The 15,775-nt window shown below is 35.8% G+C and carries 15 protein-coding genes; 7 read left to right on the top strand and 8 right to left on the bottom strand.

Annotated elements, in window-relative coordinates; all coding sequences use genetic code 11:
• Nucleotides 1-373 precede the first annotated feature (373 nt).
• Nucleotides 374-1,990: an HlyD family type I secretion periplasmic adaptor subunit gene (locus Fsol_RS00330; RefSeq protein ID WP_108672928.1), complete on the bottom strand. Its 1,617-nt coding sequence runs from the start codon at nt 1,988-1,990 to the stop codon at nt 374-376.
• Between the two features lie 19 nt (nt 1,991-2,009).
• The gene (locus tag Fsol_RS00325) at nt 2,010-3,710 is read right to left on the bottom strand and encodes a type I secretion system permease/ATPase (RefSeq protein ID WP_145958090.1); all 1,701 of its coding nucleotides are present in this window, start codon (nt 3,708-3,710) and stop codon (nt 2,010-2,012) included.
• A 78-nt stretch (nt 3,711-3,788) separates the two neighbouring features.
• Between Fsol_RS00325 and Fsol_RS00320 the strand changes: the two genes are divergently transcribed.
• Nucleotides 3,789-4,922, top strand: coding sequence for a hypothetical protein (locus Fsol_RS00320; protein ID WP_108672926.1), 1,134 nt, complete (start codon nt 3,789-3,791; stop codon nt 4,920-4,922).
• Nucleotides 4,923-4,960: 38 nt separating this feature from the next.
• Here the strand turns inward: Fsol_RS00320 and Fsol_RS00315 are convergent, their stop codons facing one another.
• Nucleotides 4,961-6,310, bottom strand: coding sequence for a bifunctional folylpolyglutamate synthase/dihydrofolate synthase (locus Fsol_RS00315; protein ID WP_158521582.1), 1,350 nt, complete (start codon nt 6,308-6,310; stop codon nt 4,961-4,963).
• Between the two features lie 11 nt (nt 6,311-6,321).
• Nucleotides 6,322-6,561 (bottom strand): Asp-tRNA(Asn)/Glu-tRNA(Gln) amidotransferase subunit GatC, encoded by a 240-nt coding sequence (locus Fsol_RS00310; RefSeq protein WP_158521580.1) that lies wholly within the window; start codon nt 6,559-6,561, stop codon nt 6,322-6,324.
• Nucleotides 6,562-6,764: 203 nt separating this feature from the next.
• Between Fsol_RS00310 and Fsol_RS00305 the strand changes: the two genes are divergently transcribed.
• The 4 genes from Fsol_RS00305 to tilS all read left to right on the top strand — a co-directional run bounded on the left by Fsol_RS00305 (nt 6,765) and on the right by tilS (nt 11,062).
• Nucleotides 6,765-7,262: a hypothetical protein gene (locus Fsol_RS00305; protein WP_108672923.1), complete on the top strand. Its 498-nt coding sequence runs from the start codon at nt 6,765-6,767 to the stop codon at nt 7,260-7,262.
• Between the two features lie 64 nt (nt 7,263-7,326).
• A complete protein-coding gene (locus tag Fsol_RS00300; protein ID WP_158521578.1) occupies nt 7,327-7,920 on the top strand; it encodes an ABC transporter ATP-binding protein in 594 nt (197 codons plus the stop codon).
• Nucleotides 7,850-9,562: a ComEC/Rec2 family competence protein gene (locus tag Fsol_RS00295; RefSeq protein ID WP_108672921.1), complete on the top strand. Its 1,713-nt coding sequence runs from the start codon at nt 7,850-7,852 to the stop codon at nt 9,560-9,562. Before Fsol_RS00300 ends, Fsol_RS00295 begins: the two co-directional genes overlap by 71 nt.
• Nucleotides 9,563-9,568: 6 nt before the next feature.
• The gene (gene tilS, locus Fsol_RS00290; RefSeq protein ID WP_108672920.1) at nt 9,569-11,062 is read left to right on the top strand and encodes a tRNA lysidine(34) synthetase TilS; all 1,494 of its coding nucleotides are present in this window, start codon (nt 9,569-9,571) and stop codon (nt 11,060-11,062) included.
• A gap of 166 nt (nt 11,063-11,228) precedes the next feature.
• Here the strand turns inward: tilS and rplI are convergent, their stop codons facing one another.
• From rplI to rpsF, 3 genes are read right to left on the bottom strand one after another with little or no spacing between them, the layout of a single operon-like run.
• On the bottom strand, nt 11,229-11,693 hold the full coding sequence (rplI, locus tag Fsol_RS00285) for a 50S ribosomal protein L9 (protein ID WP_108672919.1): 465 nt from the start codon (nt 11,691-11,693) through the stop codon (nt 11,229-11,231).
• 25 nt (nt 11,694-11,718) lie between these two features.
• Nucleotides 11,719-12,069 (bottom strand): bS18 family ribosomal protein, encoded by a 351-nt coding sequence (gene rpsR, locus Fsol_RS00280; protein WP_108672918.1) that lies wholly within the window; start codon nt 12,067-12,069, stop codon nt 11,719-11,721.
• Between the two features lie 28 nt (nt 12,070-12,097).
• On the bottom strand, nt 12,098-12,421 hold the full coding sequence (gene rpsF, locus Fsol_RS00275) for a 30S ribosomal protein S6 (protein WP_108672917.1): 324 nt from the start codon (nt 12,419-12,421) through the stop codon (nt 12,098-12,100).
• Nucleotides 12,422-12,580: 159 nt separating this feature from the next.
• Between rpsF and Fsol_RS00270 the strand changes: the two genes are divergently transcribed.
• Entirely contained in the window at nt 12,581-13,582 is a 1,002-nt protein-coding gene (locus Fsol_RS00270; protein ID WP_108672916.1) for a ribonucleotide-diphosphate reductase subunit beta, read from the top strand.
• Between the two features lie 206 nt (nt 13,583-13,788).
• On the top strand, nt 13,789-14,424 hold the full coding sequence (locus Fsol_RS00265) for a hypothetical protein (protein ID WP_158521574.1): 636 nt from the start codon (nt 13,789-13,791) through the stop codon (nt 14,422-14,424).
• Between the two features lie 6 nt (nt 14,425-14,430).
• On the opposite strand, the gene Fsol_RS00260 is transcribed toward Fsol_RS00265, so the two are convergent.
• Nucleotides 14,431-15,690, bottom strand: a complete 1,260-nt coding sequence (locus tag Fsol_RS00260) for a tRNA nucleotidyltransferase/poly(A) polymerase family protein (protein WP_108672914.1) — start codon at nt 15,688-15,690, stop codon at nt 14,431-14,433.
• Nucleotides 15,691-15,775 lie beyond the last annotated feature (85 nt).

Genomic DNA, 15,775 nt, shown 5'->3' with positions numbered 1-15,775 from the left:
CAACTCGATGCAATATACTAGCATATCATGTAATAAATAAGGCAATATTTTTTATTTCTCACAAACACTAAATTCAAAAACAACATACGTACATATCTATTTACGATCTTTTAGCTCGAAATAAAAAAAATAATCATTTTGAGATAAACAATATGTTTTATTGTAAACTTTGATTATTTCATAACTCTCAATAGCGTTACGATTTTTTTAGCGCAATTCCTCAACGTGCTAAACTGCTACTTCGCACCAATAGCACTCATATTACACATATTGGCCTCTATCTTAAATCTTGTAGAACGTTACTAAAAAGTACGATGAAAGTTTTCTGAAGTGCAACGTTGCTAACAGAAAACTTCCACGAATAGCTTTCTAATTACCTTACAATAGCTCTATTCATGCTATCCAATATAGCGCCAAGGAAGTACTTCGCCATGGTAGTTGCACCTTTACTTATGTACACACTGACAGGTTTTCCTGGCCTTAGCTCAACTTCACTACCTAAGAACTCTACTTTTTCACCAAGTATTCTTAATTTCACCAAATAGAATTCAGGAGGAAGGGTCTGAGAAGTCTGAGGTCTCTCTTGTCTATCTGCTGAAACATAGAAGATTTCTGCAGGTAATTTAGGTACTAGACGCTGCTTCTCTGCTTCAAGTTGCACTTTAGCCTTCATTCCTTCTTGCACTCTAATTAAGTCCTGCGGCATTATATAAGCTTCTACGATTATATCGTCATTAGGATTAATAATACTTGCAATAGTATTATCTGCATGAGATATCACTCCGCCTTCGGTATGATATCTAAGACCAGTAACCAAGCCACTTTCTGGCGCTCTAATAATCAATCTCTGATAACGATCCAAAGCTTGCAGATATCTGCTTCTTAACTGCAAAAGCTCGAGATGATTCTGTTTATATTCATCGGAGATTTTAGAGACTGTATCTTTTAAATAACTTGCCACTCTTACATCGCTATTTTTCACTTCTTCTTGAGTCACAGCAACTGCGCCACGCAGCTTACTCACTACATTCAGATGTTCATTATATATCCTTTGTGTATCGCTTAACTGAAATTTTGACAATATTTTAGATTCTGACAATTTCTCTACATCTTGTAGTTTCTGCTCTTCTAGCTTTAGAGTCTTAGAGCTAACTTCAAGCTGTTTTTCATATTCTTTCAGTTCATCTAATTTTCTTTTCTTTTCGCTTGCGAAAAGTGCAAGTTTTTCCTGCATATCTTCTTTTCTTGCATTAAAAACTCGAATTTGAGTAGCGATAATATCCTTCACTTCTGGATCACTAGGATCAAGCTCAGGACTATTAAAATTGAGTGTCTTATATTTATTCAGCTCAGCAAGTAAACGTATTTCAGTAGCTATGTGAAATCTCAAAGTAGAAAGAGTTGCTTGCATATCTGATACAACACTCGCGCCCTCCAGCTGTATTATCGGATCGCCTTTCTTTACTATATCCCCGTCTTTGACAAATATTGTTTTTATGACTCCTCCTTCTAGATGTTGTATGCTTTTTCTATTATTTTCTAAAACTAATACTCCTCTAGCAATTACCGCACTATCTATAGGGGCAAATCCTGCCCATAGTATGAATATTACAAAAAACGTTGCCAATGCTAGCATTACAAACTTTATCGGTTTTTTGACAGCACTTTTTAAACTTTGGTCTATTTTTTCCTGAAGCGCAGGAATTGCGCCACCTTCACCTTTAAGGAAAGCTACAATTTCACAAATAGATGATTGGATAAGCTTCCATCCATCTTTGAGAGTTTTCTTACATTTATGTTCACTCTGTAAGAACTGTGATAAAAGATGCTGAATCTGAGCACTTTTTACATCATTAGAATTTGCATCCTCTTTACTAAGAGAAACATCTTTTATCTCACTTTCATTCTTTCGCTTCTTATAACCAAGAAACGAGGTAAAAGTACTGAATTTTCTCGAAAACCAGTTTAAAAATCTTTTCATATACTTCATAGGAAAATTGTAATTATAACTACTGAATCTTCTGCTTTTGCTGCAGAGCTTTAGTCACTTCCGCATAAGGTCCTGACATCACTATTTCGCCACTTCTCATTACCACTACAGTATCAGCAAGTTGAAGCATCATAGGGTTGTGCGTCACAAGTACAACGGTAGCTTTTTGTTCCTTTAGTACTTCTATAGCTGTTACAAGATTCACCCTGCTTGAATCATCAAGACTTGCTTCGGCTTCATCTAACAATACGATCTGAGGCATTTTATAGAATGCACGCGCCAATCCTATTGCTTGTTTCTGTCCGCCAGAAAGATTACTACCATCCACTCCAACATCAGTATCATAACCATTAGGGAGACGAGTAATCATTTCATGTGCACCTACTATCTGTGCCGCTTGTATGATATCTTCATAATTTGCATCAGCATCAAGCCTCGAGATATTCATTTTAACAGTACCGGAAAGCAACTGTACATCTTGAGGTAAGTATCCTATAGAACTTCCTAAATCCTCTTTTCGAAGATTTTTTCTATCACTACCGTCTATCCTTACTATTCCAAGTCCAGGTTCTTTAGCGCCAGCAATGATCGAAAGAAGAGTAGATTTTCCTGAGCCACTAGGACCAATCAAAGCGCAAACTTGTCCTGGCTTCATATGCATGTTAATCGCCTTTATGAAGTACGTATTACTACCATGCGGTGCGTAATACACATTTTCTATAGAAACTACTCCTTCAGTAGCGGGCATTTGCATCAATTCCTCATCATGAACAAAGCTTCTAAATCCACTATTTAGTCTTTCGTAAGCTTTTTTCACATTAAGCACATTTTTCACCGCATTTAATGCATTTCCCCATGGTTCTAACGCTTTACTAACCAACGTTGAGCCAGTAATCATAGCACCTGATGTTATTTCGCCTTTAATTACAAGATAAGCACCTGTTAAAGTCGTAAACACCTGTAATATACCACGTACAAGTTTGCTGAATTCTGTGGCAAAAGCTTGTCTTTTGCTATTATCTATCCTCGATTCGTTCACTTTCAGATTAATCTTATGCCATATTTCTACACCTCTTCTTGACATTCCCATAGATTCAAGCACCTCTGCGCCTCTAGTGAGATTATCTACATATTTCATACTTGCGATAAAATTTTCATTATGCTTTTCCACAAGTTTCTTCGTATATCTCTCATTCACGACACCTACTATAATTATCGCGATAGATCCTATGAGTGCCAAAGTGCCCATCATAGGGTGTATGAGGAAAAGTATTATAGTAAATACAAGCGACCAAGGTGCATCTATAAGCATCACTGGTGCATTTGATGCAATGTAGTTACAAAGAGTTTGTAAATCTCTGATACTTTGGCTACCAGCATTACTCTTTGCAACGAGTGAAGTCTTTATCGCATTATGAAGTACTGCATCTGCAATCTTATACTCAAACCATGAAGAGATCTTACTCATTACGAAAGCTCTACCACCGGTAATTGCACTGTTTACAAGATAAGCGACTATTACTAGAAATGTAAAAGCGCCTAAAGTATCGAGATTGCCACTAGGTATAGCTTTATCTAACACATTTAAACTAAAAAACGAGATCCACACACTTAAAGCAGCAGAAGCACTACTTGTAAGAATCGCATACCACACCATCGTGCGTATTGCACTTAATGCATTTTTGATAGGAGTATCGGTGTTTTGGTTTCTATTAATCACGCTATATTAAAAATATTCTATTGCTACCCTGAAAAATTATAGTTAATTACTTTTTATAAATAAACATCTGCGCTCTGAATGTACAAATATATTGGTGCATTATATGCATTTTATCTATTTTGTACATCTACATCATACTCCAATGCGTATAGCAACAACGAGGAAAATACTACAAAAGGCGTGTTTTCTTCGAAAATGGGATTTGAGATGTGGAATACATTAAGCGAACAAAGTGGTAACGATGTTACATACGGTAATAACCTTATTCTAACAGGAGAGCTAAAATATAAAAAGAGAATTTCAGATTACTTAAAGTACATCATAGGCGTAGAAGGGGCAATATATACCTCATGGAGTGAAGTAATGAATGGTATGCCTATACTGCAGAATGTATACGGTATTTTAAAGCACGACATTACTCCTGGCACATACCAAAAGTTAGTATTAAGCATGAAAACGGATAAAAGCATCAATCCACTAGAGTATCAATTGATAGGATTTCGTACTCATACTATGAGATATATCCCTATTGCATTACTACAACAGAGTTTAAGCACTGATGACGCGGATACTAAAAACATCGCTAACATAAAGCCATATTCTTCATTTCTTGGTGAACAACCACTATACGAGAATAATCAGTTATTTGCTAATAAAGTCAGTCTCGTAGGATGCTATAACGATTTTACCGTTGGCGTTACTTATGTACCGAATACAAGCGAATATCTAGGAAAAACATCAATCCTTCCGCATACAGCAAGTATAACGCCACAACAGTACAGAGATAACATACGTGCCATCGTCTCTTATTGCGGTAAATTTAAAAACGTAGATTTTGCCACTTGGTGTGGTGGAGAAAACGCATATTTAGAGAGAAGTAACAATCGTTGTAGCAGTATGATATATGGTATGAAAATAGGATACATGGGCGCACAATTATCCCTTGCTGGCGCTTTATTCGATAATATTGCAGAATCACTAAAGGGAGATGAAAGCAGTATGTATCTAGGTGCTTCATATGGAATTAGCAGATTTAGAATAGGCTTTATGAGTGATACCTTCTTCGGTGAAGAACATGTATCAAATCAAATCGGACTTTTTGAAGTGCACTACAACAAGCACATCGCAATACTCTTTGGAATATCAAAGACGCAGTATAAAGGAAAAGATACTCAAAACTTGGTAATGTGCAATATAGCGGGCACATTTTGAGGCTGCATATTCAGTTTTCGCCCTTCGTACAAAACGCCTTACTTCGTTTTGAGATCTGAGAATAAATACAATGATCCACAAACGAGTATAAGCGCTTTCTTATCCTTTGCGTGAGATATGCACTCTTCGATACCAGCATGTACATCTTCAACTATTTTACAGTTAAATCCCATTTTCGTTGCTTTATCGTAAAGTACTAAACTGCTTTCAGATTTAGGTTCGCTACGAATCGCTGTGACACATAGTAATACTGTTTCCGTCTGAAAAAAACGTAAAAAGCCTTCAATATCTCTACCCTTTGTACGACCATGTACTACGTATAATGGTGTTGCGTTACTCTTGAGTTGTAATATACTCGCCATCAACATTTCTGCACCGGCAACATTATGCGCTCCGTCAAAAATCAACGTTACGTTACTCGGTAAGTTATATCCAAGATCGTGAGAAGTGATTGTCTGCATTCTTCCTGGCCAAAATGCATGCTTCACCGCTTCAGATATATGAAGAAGAGAGATCTTTTTATAGTAAAGCAATCCAAGCATAAGCATCGCAATTGCAGCCGTCGCCGCATTCAAAATTTGATGTATACCAGCAAGTGTCGGTTTTGGTATTCTAAATACAGTGCCTCCTTCAAGACTTTCTATACCGATAAGCGCGAGAGAATCGACAAGCACTTTATTACGTAGTCGTCTTGGCAATCGGAAGTGTAGCTCAATTTCTTCATCAAAAACTTCAAAATTCCAATCTCTACCAAAAAGTACCAAAGAAACATTCTTCGATTCGCAATATGATATAATGGCATTTGCTGCTTCCGTCGGCTGCCAACTGACAACTGCTATAGAATCTAGTCTAATAATACCGCATTTTTCCATGGCAATTGAAGAAAGAGAATCTCCTAAAAATTCAACGTGATCCATAGAAATAGGAGTAATGATATTCAAGATTTTCTCCTCTACTACATTAGTAGCATCAAAGCTTCCGCCCATTCCAACTTCTAATAACAGTACATCAGCTTTTTTTTGAGAAAACTCATATAAAGCTAATCCTGTTGTAGCTTCAAAGAACGAAAACTTGCCTTCATTTCCTATAATATGACTTCCGTAGTTGCATAAAATTTCTAGTTGTTCATCGGATATCTCTCGATCTTGTATTACTATACGTTCATTAAATTTTATCAAATGAGGCGATATATACCTATGAGTACTGTATTTTGCATTTTTAAAACATTCTCCAAGATATGCTACAGTTGATCCTTTACCATTTGTACCGGTAATATGCACTACAGGCGGCAATGCACTCATATCTACACGTAATGCCGTTATAATCTCCTTAATTCTCTCAAGGCCTGGCTGTACGTTATTATTCAGTAACTTAGGCCATGGCGGCATTGTGATACTCATTAAGAAGGCATAATTTTACTTAGAACAGCAAAATATCCTTTATGCTTGTTGCCAGAATATAGAGAAACATCGACCACGTCGTTCTTGTCATGCAGCGCATAGTGCGACTCTTTTTTTAATTCAGTGCATACATTATACATTGGCTCCACTCCGGTAGTATCTACTTCAGCAATCTTATCAAGTGCATCTATTACTGTTTTTAATTTCTCCGCAACTGATGCAATTTCTTGCGGTTCCATATGAATTGCACAAAGCTTACAGAGGTTTTTTATATCCATGCTGATTATCAAAGCGATTAATGTTGTATAAGTATCATATTGTTCTTACTTTTTCTATCGCTCGATACTGCGGTATGCTATCAAATATATAAAATCATGAAAATTTCTTGTATTTTATACATTACTTTGCAATATAATCGTACAGATGACAGTACGAAGATCTGATGAATGCTTTTCTTAAAATTTCGCACTATATCAATTCACACAGCTTCATTGCAAATGCTGGATTCGTTGTATGCGTACTAATAATAATCAAATTCTCTCGTAAGCCGCTATACATTGCATTACGGAGAAAGTTGATAGAGATATTCAGAGAAATAAAGGCGTCCTTAGGAGAGCTTAAGCAGCAGTATAAAAGGAAGGATGACATGATTCACTATCATGAAACGATGACGACATATACGGAAAAGGAGATCAGCGAAGCATATACTAATTATGATAAAGCAATCGAGGAAGCAAACAGGAAAGTAAAGTATATGAAAAGCGAACACGATAAAGCTGTAAAAAGAGCGAAAAAAAATACCGAGAAACATCATATTGCATCCATTACGAACGATATATTAAAGAGTTTAGAAGATGGACTACGTGAAAAAATGTTAAGGATGAGTGATAAAGATCACGAAGCGATCATCCTACAAGAAAGTGAGAAATTGAAAAGGTAAGACGGTGATTTTATTGAAGAATCTTCAAAAAAAAATAGATGATCAAAAATCTATTTTGAAGAATGTGTCATTTTCTGTTCCTCGCGGCAATATAACTGCGATAGTAGGCCCTTCTGGCTCAGGAAAATCAACGCTACTTCAAATTATTGGCTTACTAGATACACCTACAAGTGGCGAGTTACTACTAGATGGCATTCAATGTAATGCGAAAAATGATAGCACCGTTACTATAATGAGGAAAAAGATGATAGGTTTTATATATCAGTTTCATTATCTGTTAAGCGGTTTTACAGCACTGGAAAATCTTTTAATTCCTATGAAGATAAAAGCTGAAGATGCTGATAAAGATGTTGCTCTTTCCATACTTCAAAAATTTGATTTGGCGCATAAAAAAAATGTAGTAGTAGATAAATTATCTGGAGGAGAAAAACAAAGAGTAGCAGTAGCAAGAGGGCTTGTGAATTCACCTAAAATAATAATTGCAGACGAACCTACCGGTAGCCTTGACAGGCAGAATGCAGATCGCGTATTTGAAGTACTACTTGAAACTGCAAGAAATGATAACGCCACCATCATTATAGCAACACATGATGACAATATTGCAAGAAGCTGCGATCAGGTATTTCTACTGTCTGACGGATATCTTACAAAAGCATAAGGAGAAGATCTTCGTAGAACTGCTAGAGGAAGGGAAGTACATCGTACTGTGGATTCCGATTATTTTATCATCAGGCATTATCGCAAGAATTGCATATAATATTGATGTCACATTTATATGGCTACTCTCTATATTCTTATTTATTGCGTTATGTTACCTAAAACGAAGCAATACAAGCACAAACAACAAAACTGATTTTCTAAATATCATCTGCTGCATATCTTTCTTCTTTTGCCTTGGTGTCATAGCAATGGATTTAAGAATCATCACAGTACATGCGCCAAAATTAAATCACAAAATCACTACGCATGTAGACGGTGTCGTACAATCAATATGTAAAGCAAATGATCATTATAAAGTACTTCTTACAAACTTACACATTAGTAAGGTACATATATCTGATACACCGCATGCGATAAGGATAAGAGTAAACAAAAAATATAATGCTACGTTAAAAGATTACACTAACATACTAGGCGCACGAGTATCTTTCGATGCGCAATTGTTTCCACCTAAAACAGTAAAGCAGCATTATCCATTTGATTTTGCGCAATTTGCTTATTTTAAAAAAATAGGCGCCGTAGGATTCTCTCTCACCGATTTCACTTTGCTGAAAAAATCCACGAATTTCGCATTATATCTTCCGGAAATAATAAGACATAAAATTGCATCGCAAATCGATACAGCATTGGAGTATGACGTAAGCGGAGTAGTAAATGGATTATTACTCGGAGAGGTATATAAAATACCGAAACACATTTACGAATATTTCAGAATCTCCGGCACTTCTCATGTCATAGCAATCTCTGGCATGCACATCACGGTAATGTCAGTAATGATGTTGTACATAATAAGATTTTTCTTACTACGTATTTATACTTCTATAAATAGTATCTTCAGCACAAAACTGTCTTACTGCATAGTATCTGTACTGGTAGTATTTTACCTACTAATAGTCAATTCTCCTATTTCCGGAGTAAGAGCAGTATTAATGTTTCTATTATGTGGACTTGGTACTGTTATTGGAAAGGGCAACGATATAAAACGTGTACTGGCTACTACTGCATCATTAATATTGTTATTACAGCCGGAAGCAATATTGAACGCCGGCATGCAGATGTCATTCTTAGCTTGTATAGGAGTTATATACTGCGTTCATAACTTACAGTTTAGTTTTAGTGGCATCGATTCTGACAATACAAAATCGAAAAATATCTTGTTAAAGTCATGCATTTATTTTCAAAATCTCATAACATGCTCTATTATCGCGACGCTATGCACTATACCTGTAGTAGCATTTCATTTTCATACACTCTCAATTTACTCCATATTTGCGAACTTTATTATTATTCCATTAGTAGATATAATTGTGATGCCGTTATCCATGATATATCTTGCAACAAGCTTTATTGATTATAGTAAATACACTTTGCAACTTTTAGTCATACCAGTGAAGTTAATGATATGCCTTGCTAAGTATTTCGCTGAACTGCAATATTCAGCAATTCACGTAAAAAATATCACAAAAGAGATGGTAGTAGCACTATCTCTTGGGAGTGTTATCATGATGTATACTAAAACTGATACAATGAAATTAATAGGATTCTTTATATTATCATCCGCATTACTACTTTTATTATGAATCGCCATGAAAGCAGAGAATAAGTGTCCCTTCATAAAAAAATTTCTCTCATCACTAAAGAGGATAGATGTTAGTTCTAAGAATCATGTATCTCTATTTCACTTACTTCAAAATAAAGTAGTGGTAGTAGGATACTCTGGTGGTGCTGATAGCTTATGTTTGATCTTATTATTACTTGAAGTAGCGAAATCACTAAATATTGAAATACATCCAGTTTTCGTCAATCACGGCTTAAAAAAGACGGCTGATGCAGAAGAAATACAAGCATCACGCATTTTATCCTCTATTACCGGAAAAGAGATGATCGTACAAAAATGGGAAGGAGATAAACCGCAAAGTAATATTTATTCCATAGCGAGAGATAAAAGATACCAGCTACTCTTTCAAGCAGCATATAAATGTGGCGCAAGTATTGTTATGACTGCACATCACGCAGATGATAATATCGAAACTGTTTTAATGAATATAATACGTGGTTCAGGCGCAGAAGGTATATGTGGTATTTCTCAAATTACACAACTACAAGCCTTCTACAAAAATAAAAATCAGCAGCTGCTGTTAGTAAGACCATTGTTAGATTGGTCAAGAAGTGAAATTGAAAAATGTTTAGCAGCAAAAGGTGTCAAGGCTTATATCATGGATGATATGAATAAAGATCAAAGATTTCTAAGAGCTTCGGTACGAGAATTGCTGAATAATATAAAAACAAATATAAAAATAAATTGTACGTACGATCTTTTTCACAAAAGATTTATTCTTCTCTCCAGCAATATGCAAAGAACTATGGCCTTTATAGAAAAATACACAAATGATTGGCTGATGGAAAACTGTTATGTGTCACAATACGGCGCGGGATTTTTTAATCTACGACTATTCGCAGAATTAGAATTGGAGATGAAGCTCAGAATAATGAGAAAAATGCTACGTAATATCGTACGTTTTAAATATCCACCGAGGCTATCTTCACTATTGATATTATGTGACAATATTACAACTATGAAGCAATGCACACTTAATAAGTGTATTATAAGCGCAGCTTCTCAAAATGAACTTATAGATGTAGTAGAAGACATAAGTACTAAAGAAAGAGTGATGATAATAGTGAAGGAAAAGCAATTTATTGATGATAAAGTATACGAAGCGAACTCTAGAGTTGTATGGGACGATAGATTTTTAATTACGTGTATGACATCAGAGAAAAAGAATCCTTTTACGATTTCTCGATTTGAATCAAAATGCGCAAAAATCAAGTTGCCATCAGAGTGCAATGTGAGAAGTGTCGCAGAAGTAAAGAAAACATCTGCAAGAGTATTGAATACCGTACCGTTCTTATACTACGGTAAGGCGATTGTGAGTCCATTGATCAATGAAGTGGAAGTTTGCTTGAATGGAAAAAGCTATATCTTTTCATCTCGATATCTTTATAGAGATACGCATCACGCATGGATGTCTTCGTATGATCTCGGTAGATTGGACGAGGATAAAGCCATCATAGAGTAGTGCAAGAAAAAAACAGAATAAGCATTCGCATCTATAAAACAAGCTACAACAAACTGAAGAAAAGCACTAATCTGCTACAGTACTCTGAAGCGCTACAAGGTCTCAGACTTTTATCCGTAGAAAGTAAGAAAGAAACGAAAATACGAAGGAAAACGTACTACGCGTTTTATTGCTCATCTACAGCAGATTGCACATTCACCGTTAAAGTAGCTTCAACATCTTCATATAATGAGATTGCTATACTGTAAGTACCGATCATACTTAGCTTCTGATGCATGATGATTTGCACGGGCTCAATATCAAATCCTAATGTATCGGAGATCGCTTTACTGATATCAGTTTTACTTACAGAACCGTATAATTTTCCATCATTACCTGCTTTATATGATAGAGTAACAGAAGCAGTTTTCATTACCTCTACTCTTTCAATTGCAATTTTTCTCTGCTCCTGTGCTTTCAGTTCTAAAGCTACTCTCTGCTCTTCAAACTGCTGAACAGCTTTAGGAGTAGCATAAACTGCATAATTCATAGGAATTAGGAAATTTCTTGCATATCCCCCTTTCACTTTTACCACGGTACCAACTTTATTACCGTGTATAGCATGAGTGAAAATCACATTAATAGTACTCATCGTAAATTCAAAAATGTAAAAACAATTACTGTAGTCCTAATTGCCGCGCAACTTTCACGCATCTCTTTAACTCAGCCTGCATTTTTCTCGAAAGACCGGTAGTCTTTCTCGGTAGAATACGACCACATCCTGAAAGATAATCTTTAAAAGTTTGCACATCAAATGGCACTATATTCAAGACTTTAACCTGTTTCGCTCTACCTTGTTGCGCCTTCTGTGCTTCAGCAGTTTTATTAAATAAGATAGAACTTTGAAGAAGCGGAAGAACAGATGCAGGAGTAGCTACCTCGTTCTTCTTTGAGGCTTGCGATTCCGTATTATCGGAAGTAGCTTTTCGCTGAGTGGTATTATTGGTAAATCGCTCAGTATTATTCATGATAGATGTGATAATTAATTGTTATTGATTAAGCAGCAACAGATTCCTCGACTACTGGAAAAGAATACCTTGTCGATAGCACCATGAAACGTACAATATTTTCATGATGCACACTGAAGTAATGAGTAAGCTCCTTCACACGAGGGCCATCACACTCTATGCCAAATATTACGAAGTAAGCAGACATGCCATTCTTCACTTTGTATTTCAGATCTCTCATTCCCCATCTTTCGAGTTGCATCACTTTGCAATCTTTTTTCTCCATCATATTTCTTACGGAAAAAATAGTATTCTCTATATCATGGCTACTCATGTCATGTCTCAAGCCTATGACGACCTTATAAAATCTCATTAAGGAGTTAATTATGGATGCATTTCAATGCTCAGCATTATATAGAACAAAACTTGTAAATCAATATACTCCGTATTTTCTTATATTCTGTAAAAGCACTAGCGGAAGCTTATTTGATTTGCTACTCCTTAACGTCCTATCACTTAAGCAAAGAATCTCATGCATCAAGACGATCGTAATGTATCTTTTACAAAGCCGAATACACTGCTAACAGCAGAAGTAGGATATAAGCCTTTTAGATATCCATGGGCATATGAAATATGGCTGCAACAACAACAAATGCATTGGCTAGCTGCAGAAGTTACAATGGGAGATGATATATCTGACTGGAATGTGCTGAATGAAGCAGAGCGTCACCTCATTACGCAAGTACTACGATTTTTCACACAAGCAGACAGTGATGTCGCTACTATATGCTACTTGAAGTATCTGAAATTTTTTAAGCCTACGGAGGTAGTAATGATGTTATTATGTATTGCAAATACTGAAACGATCCATATGGATGCTTATTCGCATTTGCTTGAATCTCTAGGATTACCGCAAATTGAATATAAAGCCTTTTTGAAATTCGAAGAAATGTTGACGAAACACGAATTTTTATTTCAATTCAACATGGATTCTCCGCATGAAGTAGCTAAAACTTTAGCAGTATATGGTGCTTTCACGGAAGGTCTACAGCTTTTTGCTTCCTTTGCAATGTTGATCAATTTTCAAAGATTCGGAAAAATGAAAGGGCTTGGACAGATTGTAGCCTGGTCAATAAGAGACGAGTTACTTCATACAGAAGCGATGATAATGCTATTTCATCAATTTATCGAAGAATATCCGGAAGCATGGACTAAAAAATTACACACAGAAATTACCGAAGCATGCATCAATGTGGTGAAAAATGAGGACGCTTTTATAGATCTTGCATTTGGAATAGTAAAGGAAGTACATGGTTTATCAGCAAATGATATGAGGCAATACATCAGATTTATTGCAAATACTAGAACGAAACAATTGCGTATAGCGCCACCATTTCCGGAAGTCACGGTCAATCCGTTGGCATGGATGGATGAAATCGTAGTTGCACCGCAATTTACAAATTTTTTCGAACAAAGGCCTACTGCGCAATATGGAAGAGCAGCAACTAGCGAATCATGGGAAGATGTATTTTAAGAAGAACATTTCGTGTAGTAGCAATTGTACCTTTGACACTACACGACAATGTCGCATTTTCATTTATATCACATAATTTCGTTGCGAAAATACCGCTATAAACAACGATATTAGATAGAAAATTAATTGTACCTTGTTATTTCTTAGGATAATTTTTGCTCGCGGTACTATTCTGTGATATCCTAAGAAAGATGCAATCTGCGTGAATGAAGTACCACGACATGCTTTTTATAATAAACATTGCGGCGTTATTACTTAGTGCCATACATACGCAGTACTCAAGTGCGGATTCCAAAATAGATATATCTGCAATCGAAAGTACAGAACAAATACAACACGACGCACCATCCGTAAGATGTTTCGAAGCGGGACTAGACCTCAGATCAGCAAGCAGTACACAGCCACAAAGAGGGCAATTAGGTATTGATATGTCATATAATAGCCTTCAATGGCCGTTTCATCATGATAAAGGACTCATACTAGGTACAATAGGATTAACTTATATGTATGATCACTCGGCGTCCAATCCTTCCAACTGGTTAGGTATAAAATTCACTGCATCAGGTTTGAAAAAAATCACCGATATGTACAGTTTTGGCGTTTTTATAGGAGGTTCAATCTCAAAGGGCTTTGGCTGTAACTCCGTTAGTGAAGCAGATAAGAAAGACGTCAGTACACTCTATCCTTTTGATATTGGGTTACGTATGCAATTTTACAAGTTAGGTGTTCAGTTTGGAACGTACACTTATATCGGAGACGATTATAGCATAATAAACGACAGCAAAAATACGCAAGAATCCTTGTCTTTGCCATTATATGGCAGAATCTTTGTATCGTTTTAATCGTAATTAGCACTTTTCGTCTCTCGCTTTCAATAACTGTGTAATAATGCCTTCTTTTGTCGCAGTAAAGCCGCTATCTACGTAAATTTGTACTGCTTTTCTTTTATATTTCCCTATATCTGTACTATCTTTTACAAGCAGCTTTATATCATTACCGTTTATCGGTAATGTAATCTCCGCATATTGTTTTACCTTTTTCATTGAAATAGAGGATTCTCTATTCATCAGCGCATCACACACCTTTATGAAGTCTACGTATGCCTGTGTACCAAATAAAAAAACTGCTCTTTTACTATAGTCTTCATCGCTTCCTGCGACATCTAATCTACCTGTGTATTCATATAACTTCATCAACGTTTTCAATCTTAAAAGCTCATGATTTGTAAGTATTATCTCTTTTGATAATTGAGAAATTGATTCAAGAATTGTCGTAATATTACAAGTACCGTTTCGTATTAGAATACATGCAATACTTAAAATACTATCATGTAAAGCGCACTTCTCGCTTTCATCGACAAATTTATCAAGAGTAGGAGAAATGATATTAAGAATCTCATTACTTCTCATTATCCTCAGCGACTGCATATAATATGGCGTTTTAAGAAGCGCCATTATTTCTTTTCTAATTCTTTCCTTTGATAGATTATGTAATGCATTTCTATGATTTCTTATTATCTCTATTTCTAGATTGTTAAATTTTGGACTGCGAAATAGACCGCTAAATCTGAAAAATCTTAATATACGTAGGTAATCTTCTTTAATTCTAGCTACTGCATCTCCTATGAATACTATTGACTGATTTTGCAAATCTCTTATTCCAAAGTGATAGTCATGCATCACATTCTCTACATCGCAGTAAATGGCATTTATTGAAAAATCTCGCCTCATAGAATCTTCTAGCCACGATATATGTTTTCCAGCAACAACTCTTGCAGCTCTTCCAAAACACTCCAAATCCTTACGTGGTGCAGCAACATCATACATTACATCTTTATAATGCACTTTTAGTACGCCATATTTCTGAGAATCATCAAAGTAGTGTATATCATGCATTTCTAGAACTTTCGTAATTTCTAAGAAATCGGCTTTAGCTACTATATCATAGTCAACTCTGTGCGGAAATTTTAAATGGAAGTGTTTTTCAAGCAGATAATCTCGTACTGAACCTCCAACTACTCTCACCTCGAAATAAGCATTTAATACTTTTAGAAGATCAAGACATTCAGAAGAAAATAAGCTTCTTTGATTTTCTAAAGCGTTTGACACTGTTTACTGTAATGCTTACTCTTTGAGAAGCATAAACTAGTACCGGCTATCACAGCAATACTGCTTTTTGTATGTATTGTACATT

Origin of the sequence: Candidatus Fokinia solitaria, assembly GCF_003072485.1 — a bacterium.
GTDB classification, from domain to species: domain Bacteria; phylum Pseudomonadota; class Alphaproteobacteria; order Rickettsiales; family Midichloriaceae; genus Fokinia; species Fokinia solitaria.
The sequence above is the reverse complement of the archived record's forward strand: the minus strand, read 5'-3'. Positions and strand labels throughout refer to the sequence as shown.

What these genes read in the sequence shown, in the direction of transcription:
- Fsol_RS00310 (WP_158521580.1), bottom strand. Translation starts at nt 6,561, where the DNA reads ATGGAACCGCAAGAAATTGCATCAGTTGCGGAGAAATTAAAAACAGTA.
- tilS (WP_108672920.1), top strand. Translation starts at nt 9,569, where the DNA reads ATGAAAGCAGAGAATAAGTGTCCCTTCATAAAAAAATTTCTCTCATCA.
- Fsol_RS00265 (WP_158521574.1), top strand. Translation starts at nt 13,789, where the DNA reads ATGAAGTACCACGACATGCTTTTTATAATAAACATTGCGGCGTTATTA.
- rplI (WP_108672919.1), bottom strand. Translation starts at nt 11,693, where the DNA reads ATGAGTACTATTAATGTGATTTTCACTCATGCTATACACGGTAATAAA.
- rpsR (WP_108672918.1), bottom strand. Translation starts at nt 12,069, where the DNA reads ATGAATAATACTGAGCGATTTACCAATAATACCACTCAGCGAAAAGCT.
- Fsol_RS00320 (WP_108672926.1), top strand. Translation starts at nt 3,789, where the DNA reads ATGTACAAATATATTGGTGCATTATATGCATTTTATCTATTTTGTACA.
- rpsF (WP_108672917.1), bottom strand. Translation starts at nt 12,421, where the DNA reads ATGAGATTTTATAAGGTCGTCATAGGCTTGAGACATGACATGAGTAGC.
- Fsol_RS00295 (WP_108672921.1), top strand. Translation starts at nt 7,850, where the DNA reads ATGATGACAATATTGCAAGAAGCTGCGATCAGGTATTTCTACTGTCTG.
- Fsol_RS00330 (WP_108672928.1), bottom strand. Translation starts at nt 1,990, where the DNA reads ATGAAGTATATGAAAAGATTTTTAAACTGGTTTTCGAGAAAATTCAGT.
- Fsol_RS00305 (WP_108672923.1), top strand. Translation starts at nt 6,765, where the DNA reads ATGAATGCTTTTCTTAAAATTTCGCACTATATCAATTCACACAGCTTC.
- Fsol_RS00270 (WP_108672916.1), top strand. Translation starts at nt 12,581, where the DNA reads ATGCATCAAGACGATCGTAATGTATCTTTTACAAAGCCGAATACACTG.
- Fsol_RS00315 (WP_158521582.1), bottom strand. Translation starts at nt 6,310, where the DNA reads ATGCCGCCATGGCCTAAGTTACTGAATAATAACGTACAGCCAGGCCTT.